Consider the following 15527-nt stretch of genomic DNA (forward strand, 5'->3'; position numbering starts at 1 on the left):
ATCCAGGGCAGGCGGAAAATCCAATCGGCAGGGGGCGTGCGTGGCGGCGAAAGAGCGGCAGGAACGGGCAGGGCGGCAGCCGGCAGCGGCGGCAGCGAAGGAAGCGGAAAGCGAAACAGCCAAGACCAACGGCAACGGCGATTCGCTGGCCGAGCGCGGCGCGCAGGTGCGTCCGCGCAAGCCGGTGCGCCAGGACGCCAAGGCGCCCGACAGGCCCGCGCATGAGGCCTATGCCGTGCGCGCACTGGTGCTGCAGGGCGGTGGCGCGCTCGGTGCCTACCAGGCCGGCGTGTACCAGGGCCTGGCCGAAGGCGGGATCTACCCGAACTGGGTCGCCGGTATTTCCATCGGCGCGCTCAATGCCGCGGTGATTGCCGGCAATCCGCCCGAGCGCCGCATCGAACAGCTGCGCGCGTTCTGGGAACACATCTGCGCGCAGCCGTGGCTGCCCAGCCTGTCGCCCACCTGGCTGACCGACGGCGCCGAGAGCTGGCCCGAGCCGCTGCGCGTCTGGTTCGACGGCCTGCATGCCACGCGCGCCATGGTCGAAGGCCAGCGCGGCTTCTTCCAGCCGCGCAGCTGGGTGGAGCTGATGATGCGCTATGCGGAACCCGGCCGCGCCAGTTTCTACGACACCTCGCCGCTGAAGGCCACGCTGGAGCGCTTCGCTGACTTCGACCTGATCAACCATCGCCCCGAGCTGATGCGGGTCTCGGTGGGCGCGGTCAATGTGCGCACGGGCAATTTCGCCTATTTCGACAACACCCGCGACAAGCTCTGCCCCGAGCATTTCATGGCCTCGGGTGCGCTGCCGCCGGGTTTCCCGGCGGTGGAGATCGACGGCGAGTACTACTGGGACGGCGGTCTCGTGTCCAACACCCCGCTGGCCGAGGTGCTGACCGCGCAGCCGCGGCGCGACGCGCTGATCTTCCAGGTCGACCTGTGGAGCGCGCGCGGCAAGCTGCCGCATGACCTGATCGATGTTGCCGAGCGCGAGAAGGAGATCCGCTATTCCAGCCGCACCCGCGCCATTACGGACTACATGCGCGAGCAGCAGAACATGCGCCGCATGCTCAACGAGGTGATGGCGCTGGTGCCGCAATCCAAGCGCAACAGCGAGTGGTACCGCCGCGCCGCCGAACAGGCCTGCGACGCGCGCCGTAACGTGATCCAGCTGATCTACCGCGACAAATCGTTTGAGAACATGGCCAAGGACTACCAGTTCGGCCTGCTGACCATGAACGAGCACTGGACCAGCGGCCTGGACGATATCCGCCAGACGCTGCGCCATCCGCACTGGCTGGCGATGCCCAGCCGCGAGCACCCGTTCGTCACGCACGACGTGCATCGCGGGAATGGTGGCTGAGGCGGCTGAGGTGGCTGAGCCGGGCGGCCAGCCGTCTGCACCGGGGCGCTATTCGACCTTGATGTTCGCCAGTTCCGGCTTGGTCGGCGGGTAGGCGGGCTTCAGGTCTTCGAACACCCGCGTCAGGATCTCCGCCACCATCAGGTTGCGGTGCGTCTTGGAATCGGCCGGCACCACGTACCACGGGCATTCCTGCGTGCTGGTCGCCATGATCGCGGCCTCGTACGCATCCATGTAGGCCTTCCAGTGCTTGCGCTCGGCGAGGTCGGTGGTGTCGAATTTCCAGTGTTTTTCCGGGTCTGCCAGCCGCGCCTCCAGCCGCGCCTTCTGCTCGTCGCGCGAAATATGCAGGAAGCATTTGACGATGGTGGTGCCGGTCTCGGTCAGCATTGCCTCGAAATCCCGGATCTGGCGGAAGCGCCGTTCGGTTTCGGCATTGTCGATCCAGCCGTGCACGCGCGTGACCAGCACGTCTTCATAGTGGCTGCGGTTGAACACCACGATCTCGCCGGCCCTGGGCACCTGCAGGTGAATGCGCCACAGGTAGTCGCGCGCCAGTTCATTGGGCGTGGGCGCCTTGAAGCCGACCACGCGGATGCCCAGAGGATCGAAGCTGCGGAACACGCCGCGCACGGTGCCGTCCTTGCCGCTGGTGTCCATGCCCTGCAGCACGACCAGCAGCTTGCGGCGGTGTTCGGCGTAGAAGATGTCCTGCTTAGCGTCCAGGCCCTCGCTCAGTTCGGCAATCAGGGCCAGGTCCTCGGCCTTGCCGCCGCGCGACAGCGGCTTGCTGCCGGGAGGGAAATCGGCAAGGCGGAATCGCTTGCCCGTCGTGATGCGGAAATCGTCCAGCGGCATGGGCGCTCCATCGGTATGACCTGCAAGATCAGGGAATGGGCGCCCCGCCTGGGCCGGAAACAATGCGGGCTGTGTCGTGGGGCGCGCTGCCCCTATGGTCAGGCCGGCAGGGCCGCCAGGTCAATGGTGCCTTCGAACACCGTGGTCGCCGGGCCGGTCATGCGCACCGGTTCGGCGCCGCCGTCCCAGGCAATGGTCAGGTCGCCGCCATGCGTATGCACCTTGACCGGCGAGTCCAGCAGGCCGCGCCGGATGCCGGCGACCACCGCTGCGCAGGCGCCGGTGCCGCAGGCCAGCGTCTCGCCGGCGCCGCGCTCGTAGACGCGCAGGCGAATGGTGTTGCGGTCCTGCACCTGCATGAAGCCGGCATTGACGCGGTTGGGGAAGGTGGCGTGCTGCTCGATCACCGGCCCGTCCTGCAGCACGGGGAAGTCCTCGACGTCGTCCACCACCTGCACCGCATGCGGGTTGCCCATCGACACCGCCGAGATCCACGCGGTGCGGCCGTTGACCTCCAGGCCGTAGACCGTATCCACGCCTTCAGCCCGGGTCGGCAGCCCCTCGGCACGGAACGGCACCTGGGCCGGTTCCAGCTCGGGCGCGCCCATGTCCACGGTGACCTGGCCGTCGTCCTGCAGCGTCAGCGTGATCACGCCCTTCATCACCTCCACGCGCACCGAGCGCTTGTCGGTCATGCCCTTGTCGCTGACAAAACGCACGAAGCAGCGCGCGCCGTTGCCGCAGTGCTCGACCTCGCTGCCGTCGGCATTGAAGATGCGATAGCGGAAGTCGACATCGCCGCGCGACGGTTTTTCGACCACCAGCATCTGGTCGGCGCCCACGCCGAAATGCCGGCTGGCGAGCGCGCGCCATTGCGCGGGCGTCAGGTCGATCTGCTGGTGGATGCCGTCGAGCACGACAAAGTCGTTGCCGGCGCCATGCATCTTGGTGAACTGGAGTTTCATGGTGGGGATTGTAGCCGCGGCTCGCGCAAGTTGCTGCCGCCCTCGGCGGACGCTCAATAGATCTCGGGTTCGCCCGGCAGGCGGTGCTTGAAGCGCTTGTGCACCCAGTAATACTCAGGCACGCGCGGGCGGATGCAGTCCTCGAAGAAGGCATTCATGCGGCGCGTGTCGTCGGTGACGCTTTCGCCGGGGTAGTTGTCCCAGGCAGGCAGGATGCGCAGCACGTAGCCCTGGTAGTCGGGCAGCATCTCGGTGTAGATCGGCACAACCTTGGCGCCGGTCAGGCGCGCCAGCCGCGACACCGATGTCAGCGTCAGCGCCTGCACGCCGAAGAACGGCACGAATTCCGAATCGCGTTCGCCGAAGTCCATGTCGGCGATCAGCTGCAGCGCTTCGCCCTTCTTCAGGCAGCGCAGGATGTCGCGTGCGCTGTCGTTGCGCGAAATCATGTTGGCGCCGAAGCGGCCGCGCGCGTGCTTGAGGAAGCCATCGAACAAATCATTCTTCTGCCTGGTGTACAGCGATGCGCCGGAACGCCCCACATGCTCGCGCAGGTGGATGGTCAGCCGGATCGCACCGGCCTCCACGCCCGACAGGTGCAGCGTGACCAGGATATGCGGCGTGCCGTCCAGCGACACCAGGTCGGCCTGGTCGTCGATCTGCACCCAGCGGCGCATCTGCGCCTCGCTGCCGGTCCAGAAGATGCCGCGCTCGGCAAAGCTGCGGAACACGGTGCGGAAGCTCTGGCGCGACAATTCGTCGATCTCGGCCTCGGTCTTGTCCGGGAAGCACAGGCGCAGGTTGGCCTGCACCACGCGGCGGCGTGCGCTGGGAATCAGGTAGAGCAGGCTGCCCAGCGCTTCGCCGAAGCGGGCAACGAACGGATATGGAAGTTTGCCCAGCACCGTGAGCAGGCCGATGCCGAGCCAGGTGAACACGCGGCTCATGAAATCGATTGGTCAGTGGTCGGCTCGGTGCTGCGGCTGGGGGCGGCGGCGGGCCCCTTGTAGCGGCTGTATCCCCACAGGTACTGGGTGGGACACTGCCTCACCAGGATCTCGACGGCCTGGTTGATCACCGCGGCCGCTTCGGCCGGGTCGTCCGGCAGCATGCCGCCCTCATTGAGCACATGCAGGTGGGCGCGATAGCCCGCGCCTTTCGGCAGCCGTTCCGCAAAGACCGCGACCACCGGCGCGCCGGTCAGCTGCTGCAGCCGGTGCACCAGCGCCATGGTGTAGGCCGGCTTGCCGAAGAACGGCGCCCAGTTACCCTCGCCGCCGCTGGGTACCTGGTCCGGCAGGATCCCCACCGCCTGGCCGCGCTTGAGCGCCTTGACCAGCATGCGCACGCCGCGCGGCGTGGCGGGCGCCATGTGCATATTGGGCCGCGTGCGCATCTTTTCGATCCAGTCGCGCAGCCAGGGCTGGTGTGGCGGCTTGAACAGCGCGGTGACCGGGCGCACCAGCGCGTGGGACTGCGGCAGCACTTCAAAGCAACCCAGATGCGGCGTCAGGATGATGAGGCCCTTGCCTCGGGCCTGCAGCTTTTCCAGTTCCGGCCACATGTAGTCGTCGAAGCCATGCAGCCGTGTGCCGATCTTCTTGCGGCTCCAGAAATAGGGCATCTCGATCATCATGCGACCGGCCGAGCGGGCGGCTTCATCGATCATCGCCTGCGTGGCGTCGGGAAACGCCAGGCGGAAATTTTCATTCAGGCGCTGGCCGTAGCGGCCGGGCAGCCGTGCTGCCAGCAGTCCGAGCGCGCCGCCTGCGGCCTGCAGCAAGCGCAGTGGGAAACGGGAGATCAGCCAGAAAAGAAAGGTCATCGGGCGTGGATTGCAGTCTGGGCTGCAAACAGGTCAAATCCGGCGCATTTTTTCCCCGGCGCGGAATTCAGTTCCACGCCGGCTTGCCGTAAATCCGGGCAAACGGCATGCCGTGGCGGCAGCGTGTTGCGTCGGCGCCTTTGGCGCGCTGCAACGAGCCCGGCAGGCGCGTATAATAGCGTGTATCGCCGAGTTAACTGACAACTTGCGGGGCGATGCAGCTCAAACCGGGCTGTTTTAAATACCGCTAAAGCGTCGCCGCCATGAACCCGACCGGGTGGCACGCAATAGCCAACCTGGAGAATAAGTTCGTGGCAAACGACTTCCTTTTTACTTCGGAATCGGTTTCCGAAGGCCATCCCGACAAGGTCGCCGACCAGATTTCCGACGCCGTCCTCGACGCCATCCTGGCGCAGGACAAGTATGCGCGTGTGGCCGCCGAGACGCTTTGCAACACCGGCCTGGTGGTGCTGGCAGGGGAAATCACCACGACCGCCAACGTCGACTACATCCAGATCGCGCGCGACACGATCAAGCGCATCGGCTACGACAACACCGAATATGGCATCGACTACAAGGGCTGCGCCGTGCTGGTGGCCTATGACAAGCAGTCGCCGGACATCGCCCAGGGCGTGGACCGCGCCTCGGACGACTACCTGAACCAGGGGGCCGGCGACCAGGGCCTGATGTTCGGCTACGCCTGCGATGAGACGCCGGAGCTGATGCCGTTCCCGATTTACTACGCGCACCGCCTGGTCGAGCGCCAGTCGCTGCTGCGCCGTGACGGCCGCCTGCCCTGGCTGCGTCCGGACGCCAAGTCGCAGGTGACGGTGCGTTATGTCGACGGCAAGCCGCACAGCGTCGATACCGTAGTGCTGTCGACGCAGCATTCGCCGGATATTACGCAGGCGCAGATCCGAGAAGCCGTGATCGAAGAGATCATCAAGCCGGTGCTGCCGGCCGAGATGCTGAAAGAAACCACGTATCTGGTGAACCCGACCGGGCGTTTCGTGATCGGCGGCCCGCAGGGCGACTGCGGCCTGACCGGGCGCAAGATCATTGTCGATACCTATGGTGGCGCTTCGCCGCACGGTGGCGGTGCGTTTTCGGGCAAGGACCCGTCCAAGGTGGATCGCTCGGCTGCCTATGCGGCGCGTTATGTGGCCAAGAACGTGGTGGCCTCGGGGCTGGCGCGCCAGTGCCAGGTACAGGTGAGCTATGCCATCGGCGTGGCGCGGCCGATCAATGTGACGGTGTACACCGAAGGTACCGGCAAGATTCCGGACGCCAAGATTGCGGAACTGGTGCAGGAGCATTTTGACCTGCGGCCGAAGGGTATTGTGCAGATGCTGGATCTGCTGCGTCCGATCTATGAGAAGACTGCGGCTTACGGCCACTTTGGGCGTGAAGAGCCGGAGTTCTCTTGGGAGGCTACGGATAAGGCGGCTGCCTTGCGCGCTGCTGCTGGACTGTAAGTGGGTCTTCGGAGTCCGGATCCTGGACTCCTGCACTTCTGACTTCGGCAAGCCCCGCTGGCCCGCAAGGGACGGTGGGGTTTTTTGTTTTTGGTGGTGGGTCGCCGTTGATGACATGCTGTCGGCCGTTGAACCGCCTGGTTCCGCCCTGCTGGGCGGGTCACTTTTTGTCCGAGCGACAAAAAGTAACCAAAAAACGCGTCGCCTGAGCGGCTGGCTATCAATTTGGCGGCGTGGGTGGGTCGGGCGGTGGTGATTTCCGTTCGATGTGGCTGGTGGCTCAAACCTGCTACGCCAGGTGAGTTTGGGATAGTGGCTGCGTCGACCCACTATTGGACGATCCCCATGCCGGGCGTAGGCCGCCTGCTGCCGGCGTCCCCGCGTTGACGCGAGCAGCAGGGGCCACGCCCAGCTCTGGGCTCGTTCAATCATCGCAGGCGGTTCAACAGCCGACAGCATGTCATCAACAGCGACAGCAGACGCTAAAACAGCCAACAGCATGTCACCAGGCCAGAAAAACCCCCGCCCCCTGCGCCCCAATCGCCACCCAAACATCCAGGTAGTAAAATCCCAACCACCACAAAATTCCTTCACGGGGGTCCCGTCCCCAGAGGACTGCCATGCCCGCAGCACCAGCCATTTCCAATGCCACCGCGCCGAACCGCTCCGCGTCGGGAGGCAGCCTCGACCTGATCCGCCCACAGCCCTACACCAACTGGGCCCCCCAGGTCACCCCCGAGGAACGCGCCACCCTTCGCCGCGAGCTGGAGCAGGGCGCGGTGCTGTATTTCCCCAACCTGAAATTCCACTTCGAACCCGGCGAGGAACGCTTCCTCGACGCCCGTTATTCCGACGGCAAATCCAAGAACATCAACCTCCGCGCCAACGACACCGCGGTGCGCGGCGCGCAGGGCACCCAGCAGGACCTGTCCGACCTCTACACGCTGATCCGCCGCTATGCCGACAACAGCGAGTCGCTGATCCGCACGCTGTTCCCCGAATACATTCCCCACATGACCCGCGCCGGCACCTCGCTGCGTCCCAGCGAGATCGCCGGCCGCCCGGTCAGCTGGCGCAAGGACGACACCCGCCTGCACGTCGATTCCTTCCCCTCCAACCCGATGCTGGGAAAGCGCCTGCTGCGCGTGTTCCATAACATCGACCCGGCCGCGGCGCGCGTGTGGCGCGTGGGCGAGCCGTTTGGCGATTTCGCGCAGAAGTTCGTGCCGAAGACCCACGGCATGTGGCCGGGACAGGCGGCGCTGATGAAGCTGCTGCATATCACCAAGCGCAAGCGCTCGGAATACGACCACCGCATGCTGCAGCTCCACGACCTGGCCAAGGCCGACCTGGACTACCAGCGCGACGTGCCGCAGCAGGAATTCCACTTCCCGCCCGGTTCGACCTGGATCGTCTTCAGCGACCAGTTGCTGCACGCCGCCATGCGCGGGCGCGCGATGATGGAGCAGACCATCTATCTTGAGCCGCAGGCGATCTCCGACCACACCCACTCGCCCGAGGCCGTGCTGTCGCGCATGCTCGGGCGGCCGATGCTGGTGTCCTGACCCGCAGGCCAGACGCGCAGTCGGTTGCAACACCCCGGGGCATCGGGATGGCGCGCCGGCTGCCGCGCGCATCACTTGAAGGCCAGCCAGGGCCATTGATGCCTGTTCCTCCATCGGCATGACAACCGCCTGCCCGGACCACCAACGCCGGCACGCCGCAACCCTTCACCCCCGCTCAGGCTAGCGCCTACACTGAATTTCACGGCTTGCCATCCGCTGGCCCGGCTGACTCTCGCCGCCTGCGGACATGCGGGGAGACAGATGGAAACCACCTACGACTACGTCATCGTCGGCGCGGGATCGGCGGGCTGTGCGCTGGCCGGAAGGCTGGCCGACAGCGGGGACGACACCATTGCCCTGGTCGAGGCCGGCCAGCACGACCACCATGTGCTGGTACGCACACCCGCCGCGTGCGCCGCCATGCTGCCGCGCGCCAGCGCACGCAACTATGCCTACGAGACCGTGCCGCAGCCGGGACTGAATGGCCGGCGGGGCTACCAGCCGCGCGGACGCGGCCTGGGCGGCTGCTCGTCGATCAACGCGATGATCTACACGCGCGGACGGCCCGCCGACTACGACGACTGGGCCGCCGCAGGCTGCGACGGCTGGTCATGGGACGACGTGCTGCCGTATTTCCGCCGTGCGGAATGCAATGAGCGCCTGGCCGGCAGCGACGACGATCCGCTGCATGGCGGCAGCGGCCCGCTCCATGTATCGGACCTGCGCACGCCAAATCCCTTCGCCGAGCGCTTTATCGAGGCCGCGCAGCAGGCGGGCTACCTGCGCAACGATGACTTCAACGGCGAAGAGCAGGAGGGCGTGGGCTGGTACCAGGTCACGCAGCATGCGGGCGAGCGCTGGAACGCGGCGCGCGCCTACCTGCACGGCGGCAACACGCGCGACAAGGCCTGCAACGGCGGGCGCGCGCGGCTGCAGGTGCTGACCGGCACACAGGCCCTGCGCATCGTCTTCGAGGGCCGCCATGCGGCCGGCGTGCTGGTCGCGCGCGACGGCCGCCAGCAACTTCTGCGCACACGGCGCGACGTGATCGTTTGCGCCGGCACCTTCGGCTCGCCGCAATTGCTGCTGGTGTCCGGCGTGGGACCGGCGGCGCAGCTGCGCGAGCTTGGCATCGACGTGGTCCACGACCTGCCCGGCGTGGGCGCCAACCTGCAGGACCATCTCGACATCATCCTGCACAAGCGCGTGGCGGCGCCCGAGTTGTTCGGCGTGTCGTTCAGCGGCTTCATGACCCTGCTGTCGGAAATGCTGCGCTACCGGCGCGAACGCACCGGCATGCTGTCGAGCAACTTCGCCGAGGCCGGCGGCTTCATACGCAGCCGCCCCGAACTGGCCGAGCCCGACCTGCAGCTGCATTTCGTCGTCGGCATGGCCGACAACCACATGCGCCGGCTCAACTTCGGCCACGGCTACTCCTGCCACGTATGCGTGCTGCGTCCGCGCAGCCGCGGCGAGGTGCGGCTGGCATCGGCCGATATCCGCGAGGCGCCGCTGATCGACCCGCGCTACCTCAACGATGTGCGCGACCTCGACGACATGGTTGCCGGCGTGCGCATCGTGCGCCGGATCTTCGCGCAGCCGCAGCTGGCCAGCTACGGCGGGCGCGAGCTGTACTCCGCGCACCTGCGCGCCGACGGCAGCGACGATGCCGACGTGCGCGAGATGATCCGCGCACGTGCCGACACCATCTATCACCCCGTGGGCACCTGCCGCATGGGCATGGACGCGCTGGCGGTGGTCGACCCGCAGTTGCGCGTGCGCGGCGTGGAAGGGCTGCGCGTGGTCGATGCCTCGGTCATGCCGACGCTGGTCGGTGGCAACATCAACGCGCCCGCGATCATGATCGGCGAACGCGCGCATGACCTGATCCGCTACGCGCCGCGGGTGATGCTGCGCGTGCTGGAGTCGATGGAGGCGTGACGCAAGCGCCGGGTCTGCGCGGCTAGCCTTCGAAGCCGCGCGATGCCACGCGCTTCAGCAATTCGGCCTCCGCATCCAGCGTGCCGAACACGCGTCCATGCTGGCGCCCAAGCCGGCTGGCGACAAACAGCTCCGCATTCTCCGCATCGGCATGCGCCAGCATCAGCGCCGCCTGCGTGGTCAGCACCAGCCCCTGCGCAAAGCGGCGCGCGTTGGCCTCCAGGTGCTCCGGCGCTTCGCGCAGCAGCGCCTGCAGCGATGCCAGCTCGGCGCGCACCGCTGGATGGCCGCCGGCGCGGCGCTGCAGGTCCTGCAGCAGGCGCGCGCCGTCGTCGGGGTTGCGCTGGATCGCGCGCAGCACGTCCAGGCACATGATGTTGCCCGAGCCTTCCCAGATCGAGTTGACCGGCGCTTCGCGGTACAGCCGCGCCATCGGGCTTTCTTCGACGTAGCCGTTGCCGCCCCAGACTTCCATCGCCTCGCCGGTGGCCTCGATGGCGCGCTTGCAGATCCAGAACTTGGCCGCGGGCGTGACCACCCGCTTCCACGCGGCGGCGAGCGGGTCGGGGTTGTCGCCCTCGGCGTGCTCGAAGGCGTGGCCCAGTTCCATCATCAGCAGCGAGGCCGCTTCGGATTCCAGCGCCAGGTCCGCCAGCACATTGCGCATCAGCGGCTGGTCGGCCAGCAGGCGGCCGAAGGCGCTGCGGTGGCGCGTATGGTGCAGCGCCTGCACGAAGGCCGCGCGCAGGATGGCCGAGCTGCCGATCACGCAGTCGAGCCGCGTATTGGTCGCCATCTCGATGATGGTGGGGATGCCGCGTCCTTCCTCGCCGATCAGGATGCCGGTCGCGTCGCGGAACTCGACCTCGCTGCTGGAGTTGGAGCGGTTGCCGAGCTTGTCCTTCAGGCGCTGGATCTGGATCGGGTTCTTGCTGCCGTCGTCGCGGAAGCGCGGCACGAAGAAGCACGACAGCGGGCCGTCTTCGGCGCCCATGCGCGCCACCACCAGGTGCGCGTCGCACATCGGCGCCGAGAAGAACCACTTGTGCCCGGTCAGCGCGTATTCCGCGCCGCGGCCTTCGCCACGCACGGCGCGCGCCACGGTGGTGTTGGCGCGCACGTCCGAGCCGCCCTGTTTCTCCGTCATGCCCATGCCGATCATGATCGCGGTCTTCTCGCGCCAGGGCAGGTCGCGCGCATCATGCTCGCTCGCATACAGGCGCGGCTCCAGCTCGGCGAACAGCGCGGTTTCCTTGCGCAGCACCGGAATGCTGGCGAGGGTCATGGTGGGCGGGCACAGCGAGCCGGACTCAACCTGCGCCTGCAGGAAGTAGCCCGCGGTGCGCGCGCTCCACACGCCCGCGCGCGGCAGCGCGAAGGGCAGGGCCTGCAATTGCTGGCTGCGCAGCAGCGACAGCAGTGCGTGCCAGCTTGGGTGGAATTCCACGGAATCGATGCGCTCGCCGGTGCGGCTGTGCGTGTGCAGCTCGGGCGTATGGCGGTTGGCGTCGGCGGCCCATTGCTGCACTTCCGGCTCGCCCAGCCGCGCGCCGAACTGCCCCAGCGCCTCGGCATGCCAGCCGCCGCCAAGCCGCTCCAGCGCGGCGCGGACGATGGGATCGCAGCCGAAGAGGTTGTAGTGCGCAAGGTCCGGCACCTGGTTGAAGACACGATGCGTGGCGGCGTCGGTCATTTTGGGAGGTCTCCTGGATCGGTTCGATGCTTGCCGTTTGCTTTGCATGGTAGAGCACCTGACACGCGTTTGAGTGCATGCTCGGCCGCTTGATGCCTGTTTTTGCGCTGCACCATGCGCGATTCGATACCTATGCGCACAGGTGTGGCACCACAAACGACGGGGAACTGGCACTGGCGCCCACCGGTGCTCTGTGCTTAAATTCACCCCGTTGGATGAAACAGGGGTGCCGTACGGATGGGCCGTGCGGCTGAGAGAGTCCCTTCGAACCCGATCCGGTTAGTACCGGCGTGGGAAGTTTCAGCAAGACCAAGCCTCTAGTCCCTCCGGGACTCGCCGCCCAGGCCACCACGCCGCCGGCAGCGCTCACAGGGCTCCTGGTTTCGTCCACCCCGCAAGAGAGAGGACGACACCCATGGCCCGTACTGCCCCCGCTGCTTCCTTCGAATCGCTCGAGAGCGACCTCGACCAGAAATTTGCCTACCCGGCTTCCAGCAAGACCTACCTGACCGGCAGCCGCCCGGATATCCGCGTGCCGCTGCGCACGATCCTGCAGACCTCCACGCGCACCGAGAAGGGCGAGATGCCCAACCCGCCGATCCCGGTGTACGACACCTCGGGCCCGTACAGCGACCCGGACGTGCATATCGACCTGAAGGCCGGCCTGCCGGCGGTGCGCGCCAAGTGGATCGAAGAGCGCGGCGACACCGAAGTGCTTCCCGGCCTGTCGTCGGAATACGGCCGCGACCGCGCCAACGACCCGGCCACCGCGCACCTGCGCTTTGCCCAGCTGACCAACCCGCGCCGCGCCAAGGCCGGTGCCAATGTGTCGCAGATGCACTATGCGCGCAAGGGCATCATCACGCCTGAAATGGAGTACGTGGCGCTGCGCGAATCGCTGAACCTGCAGGCGCTGTACGACAAGCCCGAATACAAGGCGCTGCTGCGCCAGCACCCCGGCAACGCGCTGGGCGCCGGCCTGCCGCTGCGTCCGGAAGACATCACGCCGGAATTCGTGCGCCAGGAGATCGCCTCGGGCCGCGCGATCATTCCCGCCAACATCAACCACACCGAGCTGGAGCCGATGGCGATCGGGCGCAATTTCCGCGTCAAGATCAACGGCAACCTGGGTAACTCCGCCGTGACCTCGTCGCTGGCCGAGGAAGTGGAAAAGATGGTGTGGTCGATCCGCTGGGGCGCAGACACCATCATGGACCTGTCGACCGGCAAGCACATCCACGAAACCCGTGAGTGGATCCTGCGCAACTCGCCGGTGCCCATCGGCACGGTGCCGATCTACCAGGCGCTGGACAAGACCGGCGGCATCGCCGAGGACCTGACCTGGGAGATGTTCCGCGACACGCTGATCGAGCAGGCCGAGCAGGGCGTGGACTATTTCACCATCCACGCCGGCGTGCTGCTGCGCTACGTGCCGCTGACCGCCGACCGCGTCACCGGCATCGTCTCGCGTGGCGGTTCGATCATGGCCAAGTGGTGCCTGGCGCACCACAAGGAAAACTTCCTGTACACGCACTTCGACGAGATCTGCGAGATCATGAAGGCGTACGACGTGTCGTTCAGCCTCGGCGACGGCCTGCGTCCGGGCTGCATCGCCGACTCCAACGACGATGCCCAGTTCGGCGAGCTGCGCACGCTGGGCGAGCTGACCGCCAAGGCGTGGAAGCACGACGTGCAGGTGATGATCGAAGGCCCGGGCCACGTGCCGCTGCAGCGCATCCAGGCCAATATGGACGAAGAACTCAAGCATTGCTACGAGGCGCCGTTCTACACCCTTGGACCGCTGGTGACCGACATCGCCCCCGGCTACGACCACATCACCAGCGGCATTGGCGCGGCCAATATCGGCTGGATGGGCACGGCCATGCTGTGCTACGTCACGCCCAAGGAGCACCTGGGCCTGCCGGACAAGGAAGACGTGCGCGAAGGCATCATCACCTACAAGATCGCTGCCCACGCCGCGGATCTTGCCAAGGGCTGGCCGGGCGCACAGCTGCGCGACAACGCGCTGTCCAAGGCACGCTTCGAGTTCCGCTGGGAAGACCAGTTCAACCTCGGCCTGGACCCGGAACGCGCGCGTTCGTACCACGACGCCACGCTGCCGGCAGAAGGCGCCAAGATCGCCCACTTCTGCTCGATGTGCGGGCCGAAGTTCTGCTCGATGAAGATCACGCAGGAAGTGCGCGACTACGCGGCATCGCTGCCCAAGGAAGCGCAGCAGGGCATGGAAGAAAAGTCGATTGAGTTCCTGAAGAAGGGCAGCAAGATCTACTCGTAAGGCAACGGCAGTACGGGCATGGCCTCGCAACCATGCCCGCGCATGTTCCGCCACCGCGCAGCGCCCCGCGCGGCGGCCCAGACAACAAGGAGGCCGGCGCCGCGGCATGCCCGCATGCCCATGCGCCGGCACAACATCCCTCATGACAGCAGTACAGTCGTTTGACGTCGCCATCCTCGGGGCCGGACTTGCCGGCCGCCTGGCTGCCTGGCAACTGGTGCGCAGCGGCGCCCGCGTGGCGCTGGTGGAGCGCGCCGGGCCGGACGGCGCGGGTTCGGCCGCCTACGTGGCCGCGGCCATGCTGGCGCCGCTGGCGGAATCGGCCATCGCAGAGCGCCGCATCGTCGACCTCGGCATCGCCAGCGTCGACCTGTGGCGTGCGTGGCTGTCCGAGTTGCCGGAGCCGGTGTTCTTCCAGGAGGACGGCACGCTGGTGGTCTGGCACGCGCGCGACCGCGGCGAGATGTCGTTGTTCACCAGCCGCATGCGCGCGGTGGCGCCGCCCGAACTGGTGTCGCAGCGGCTGCGGGCGCTGGACGGCAAGGGCGTGGGCGAAGTCGAGCCGGCGCTGGCGGGCCGCTTCCCGCAGGGGCTGCTGCTGGCCGGCGAGGGCCAGCTCGACAACCGCGGCGCGCTGCGCGCGCTGCTGTCGTGCGCGGTCAGCGAGGGCGTGCATTGCGTCTGGGAAGCCGGCGAGGTGGATGCCGACACGCTGCCCACGCTGGGCATCCGCGCGGACGTGGTGCTGGATTGCCGCGGCCTGGGCGCGCGCGCGGCATGGCCGGCGCAGCCCGGCGGCACTGCGCCCGGGCTGCGGGGCCTGCGTGGCGAAGTGGTGCGCGTGCATGCGCTTGACGTGAAGCTGCACCGGCCGGTGCGGCTGCTGCATCCGCGCTACCCGATCTATATTGCTCCCAAGCCCAACGACCTGTACGTCATTGGCGCGACCGAACTGGAAAGCGAGGACGATTCGCCGATGAGCGTGCGTTCCGCGCTGGAGCTGCTGTCGGCGGCGCATTCGCTGCATCCCGCTTTCGGCGAGGCGCGCGTGATGGAACTGAACGTGCAGCGCCGCCCCACGCGGCCCGACCATCTGCCGGCGATCCGCGTCGACCAGCGGGCGCGCGTGGTGCGCGTCAACGGCTTGTACCGCCACGGCTTCCTGATCGCCCCGGCGGTGACCGAGGCCGCGTGCGCCGTGGTGTGCGCGTTGCTCAAGGGCGATCCTGCCGCCCATGCAGTGCCTGCCGCGCTGCGCTGGCCCGGCATGATCGAGGCAGTGACGGAAGCGCCGGCGGCCGCGCTGCACGCGCGCACCGGGCTGCTGCACTAACGCAAGACTGACATGGAAATCCTGCTCAACGGCCGACCCCTCGCCCTTGCCGAATCCGCCACGCTGGCGGACGCGGTGACCGTGGCGAAGATCGCGCCCCCCTTTGCCGCGGCGGTCAATGGCCAGTTCGTGCCCCGCGCCGCGCACGCCAACACCCCCCTTGCGGCCGGCGACCGCATCGACCTCGTGCAACCCGTGACGGGAGGCTGA

The 15527-nt window shown here is 67.2% G+C and carries 12 protein-coding genes and 1 riboswitch; of the genes, 7 read left to right on the forward strand and 5 right to left on the reverse strand.

Annotated features, from left to right (window positions below; translation table 11 throughout):
• The first annotated feature begins 40 nt into the window (after positions 1-40).
• Positions 41-1366, forward strand: a complete 1326-nt coding sequence (locus AC5WJ1_RS00915) for a patatin-like phospholipase family protein (protein ID WP_135704230.1) — start codon at positions 41-43, stop codon at positions 1364-1366.
• A 48-nt stretch (positions 1367-1414) separates the two neighbouring features.
• Here the strand turns inward: AC5WJ1_RS00915 and AC5WJ1_RS00920 are convergent, their stop codons facing one another.
• From AC5WJ1_RS00920 to AC5WJ1_RS00935, 4 genes are all read right to left on the reverse strand, one after another.
• Positions 1415-2224 (reverse strand): polyphosphate kinase 2 family protein, encoded by an 810-nt coding sequence (locus AC5WJ1_RS00920; RefSeq protein WP_133098156.1) that lies wholly within the window; start codon positions 2222-2224, stop codon positions 1415-1417.
• 98 nt (positions 2225-2322) lie between these two features.
• Entirely contained in the window at positions 2323-3189 is an 867-nt protein-coding gene (gene dapF / locus AC5WJ1_RS00925; protein ID WP_133098157.1) for a diaminopimelate epimerase, read from the reverse strand.
• A gap of 53 nt (positions 3190-3242) precedes the next feature.
• Positions 3243-4136, reverse strand: coding sequence for a lipid A biosynthesis lauroyl acyltransferase (locus tag AC5WJ1_RS00930; RefSeq protein WP_195428598.1), 894 nt, complete (start codon positions 4134-4136; stop codon positions 3243-3245).
• On the reverse strand, positions 4133-5014 hold the full coding sequence (locus tag AC5WJ1_RS00935) for a lysophospholipid acyltransferase family protein (protein ID WP_195428599.1): 882 nt from the start codon (positions 5012-5014) through the stop codon (positions 4133-4135). The genes AC5WJ1_RS00930 and AC5WJ1_RS00935 overlap by 4 nt, the downstream gene beginning before the upstream one ends.
• Positions 5015-5325: 311 nt before the next feature.
• Here AC5WJ1_RS00935 and metK point away from each other — a divergent pair, with 311 nt between their 5' ends.
• The 3 genes from metK to AC5WJ1_RS00950 all read left to right on the forward strand — a co-directional run bounded on the left by metK (position 5326) and on the right by AC5WJ1_RS00950 (position 9995).
• Positions 5326-6489 (forward strand): methionine adenosyltransferase, encoded by a 1164-nt coding sequence (metK, locus tag AC5WJ1_RS00940; protein ID WP_133098160.1) that lies wholly within the window; start codon positions 5326-5328, stop codon positions 6487-6489.
• Between the two features lie 620 nt (positions 6490-7109).
• Positions 7110-8054 (forward strand): Kdo hydroxylase KdoO, encoded by a 945-nt coding sequence (kdoO, locus tag AC5WJ1_RS00945; protein ID WP_494476307.1) that lies wholly within the window; start codon positions 7110-7112, stop codon positions 8052-8054.
• Between the two features lie 261 nt (positions 8055-8315).
• Entirely contained in the window at positions 8316-9995 is a 1680-nt protein-coding gene (locus AC5WJ1_RS00950; protein WP_135704239.1) for a GMC family oxidoreductase, read from the forward strand.
• A gap of 22 nt (positions 9996-10017) precedes the next feature.
• Here the strand turns inward: AC5WJ1_RS00950 and AC5WJ1_RS00955 are convergent, their stop codons facing one another.
• A complete protein-coding gene (locus AC5WJ1_RS00955; RefSeq protein ID WP_135704241.1) occupies positions 10018-11688 on the reverse strand; it encodes an acyl-CoA dehydrogenase family protein in 1671 nt (556 codons plus the stop codon).
• Positions 11689-11900: 212 nt separating this feature from the next.
• Positions 11901-12002: riboswitch (TPP riboswitch) on the forward strand.
• A gap of 101 nt (positions 12003-12103) precedes the next feature.
• Between AC5WJ1_RS00955 and thiC the strand changes: the two genes are divergently transcribed.
• From thiC to thiS, 3 genes are all read left to right on the forward strand, one after another.
• Entirely contained in the window at positions 12104-13984 is a 1881-nt protein-coding gene (gene thiC, locus AC5WJ1_RS00960; RefSeq protein WP_133098165.1) for a phosphomethylpyrimidine synthase ThiC, read from the forward strand.
• A 142-nt stretch (positions 13985-14126) separates the two neighbouring features.
• Entirely contained in the window at positions 14127-15317 is a 1191-nt protein-coding gene (locus AC5WJ1_RS00965) for an FAD-dependent oxidoreductase (RefSeq protein ID WP_494476308.1), read from the forward strand.
• Between the two features lie 12 nt (positions 15318-15329).
• A complete protein-coding gene (gene thiS, locus AC5WJ1_RS00970; RefSeq protein ID WP_063241150.1) occupies positions 15330-15527 on the forward strand; it encodes a sulfur carrier protein ThiS in 198 nt (65 codons plus the stop codon).

It is taken from the genome of Cupriavidus sp. MEYA8, assembly GCF_059278825.1.

Excerpts from the sequence above, each read along its gene's own strand:
- AC5WJ1_RS00920 (WP_133098156.1), bottom strand. The coding sequence starts at position 2,224 with ATGCCGCTGGACGATTTCCGCATCACGACGGGCAAGCGATTCCGCCTT.
- dapF (WP_133098157.1), bottom strand. The coding sequence starts at position 3,189 with ATGAAACTCCAGTTCACCAAGATGCATGGCGCCGGCAACGACTTTGTC.
- AC5WJ1_RS00930 (WP_195428598.1), bottom strand. The coding sequence starts at position 4,136 with ATGAGCCGCGTGTTCACCTGGCTCGGCATCGGCCTGCTCACGGTGCTG.
- AC5WJ1_RS00935 (WP_195428599.1), bottom strand. The coding sequence starts at position 5,014 with ATGACCTTTCTTTTCTGGCTGATCTCCCGTTTCCCACTGCGCTTGCTG.
- kdoO (WP_494476307.1), top strand. The coding sequence starts at position 7,110 with ATGCCCGCAGCACCAGCCATTTCCAATGCCACCGCGCCGAACCGCTCC.
- AC5WJ1_RS00950 (WP_135704239.1), top strand. The coding sequence starts at position 8,316 with ATGGAAACCACCTACGACTACGTCATCGTCGGCGCGGGATCGGCGGGC.
- AC5WJ1_RS00955 (WP_135704241.1), bottom strand. The coding sequence starts at position 11,688 with ATGACCGACGCCGCCACGCATCGTGTCTTCAACCAGGTGCCGGACCTT.
- thiC (WP_133098165.1), top strand. The coding sequence starts at position 12,104 with ATGGCCCGTACTGCCCCCGCTGCTTCCTTCGAATCGCTCGAGAGCGAC.
- AC5WJ1_RS00965 (WP_494476308.1), top strand. The coding sequence starts at position 14,127 with ATGACAGCAGTACAGTCGTTTGACGTCGCCATCCTCGGGGCCGGACTT.
- thiS (WP_063241150.1), top strand. The coding sequence starts at position 15,330 with ATGGAAATCCTGCTCAACGGCCGACCCCTCGCCCTTGCCGAATCCGCC.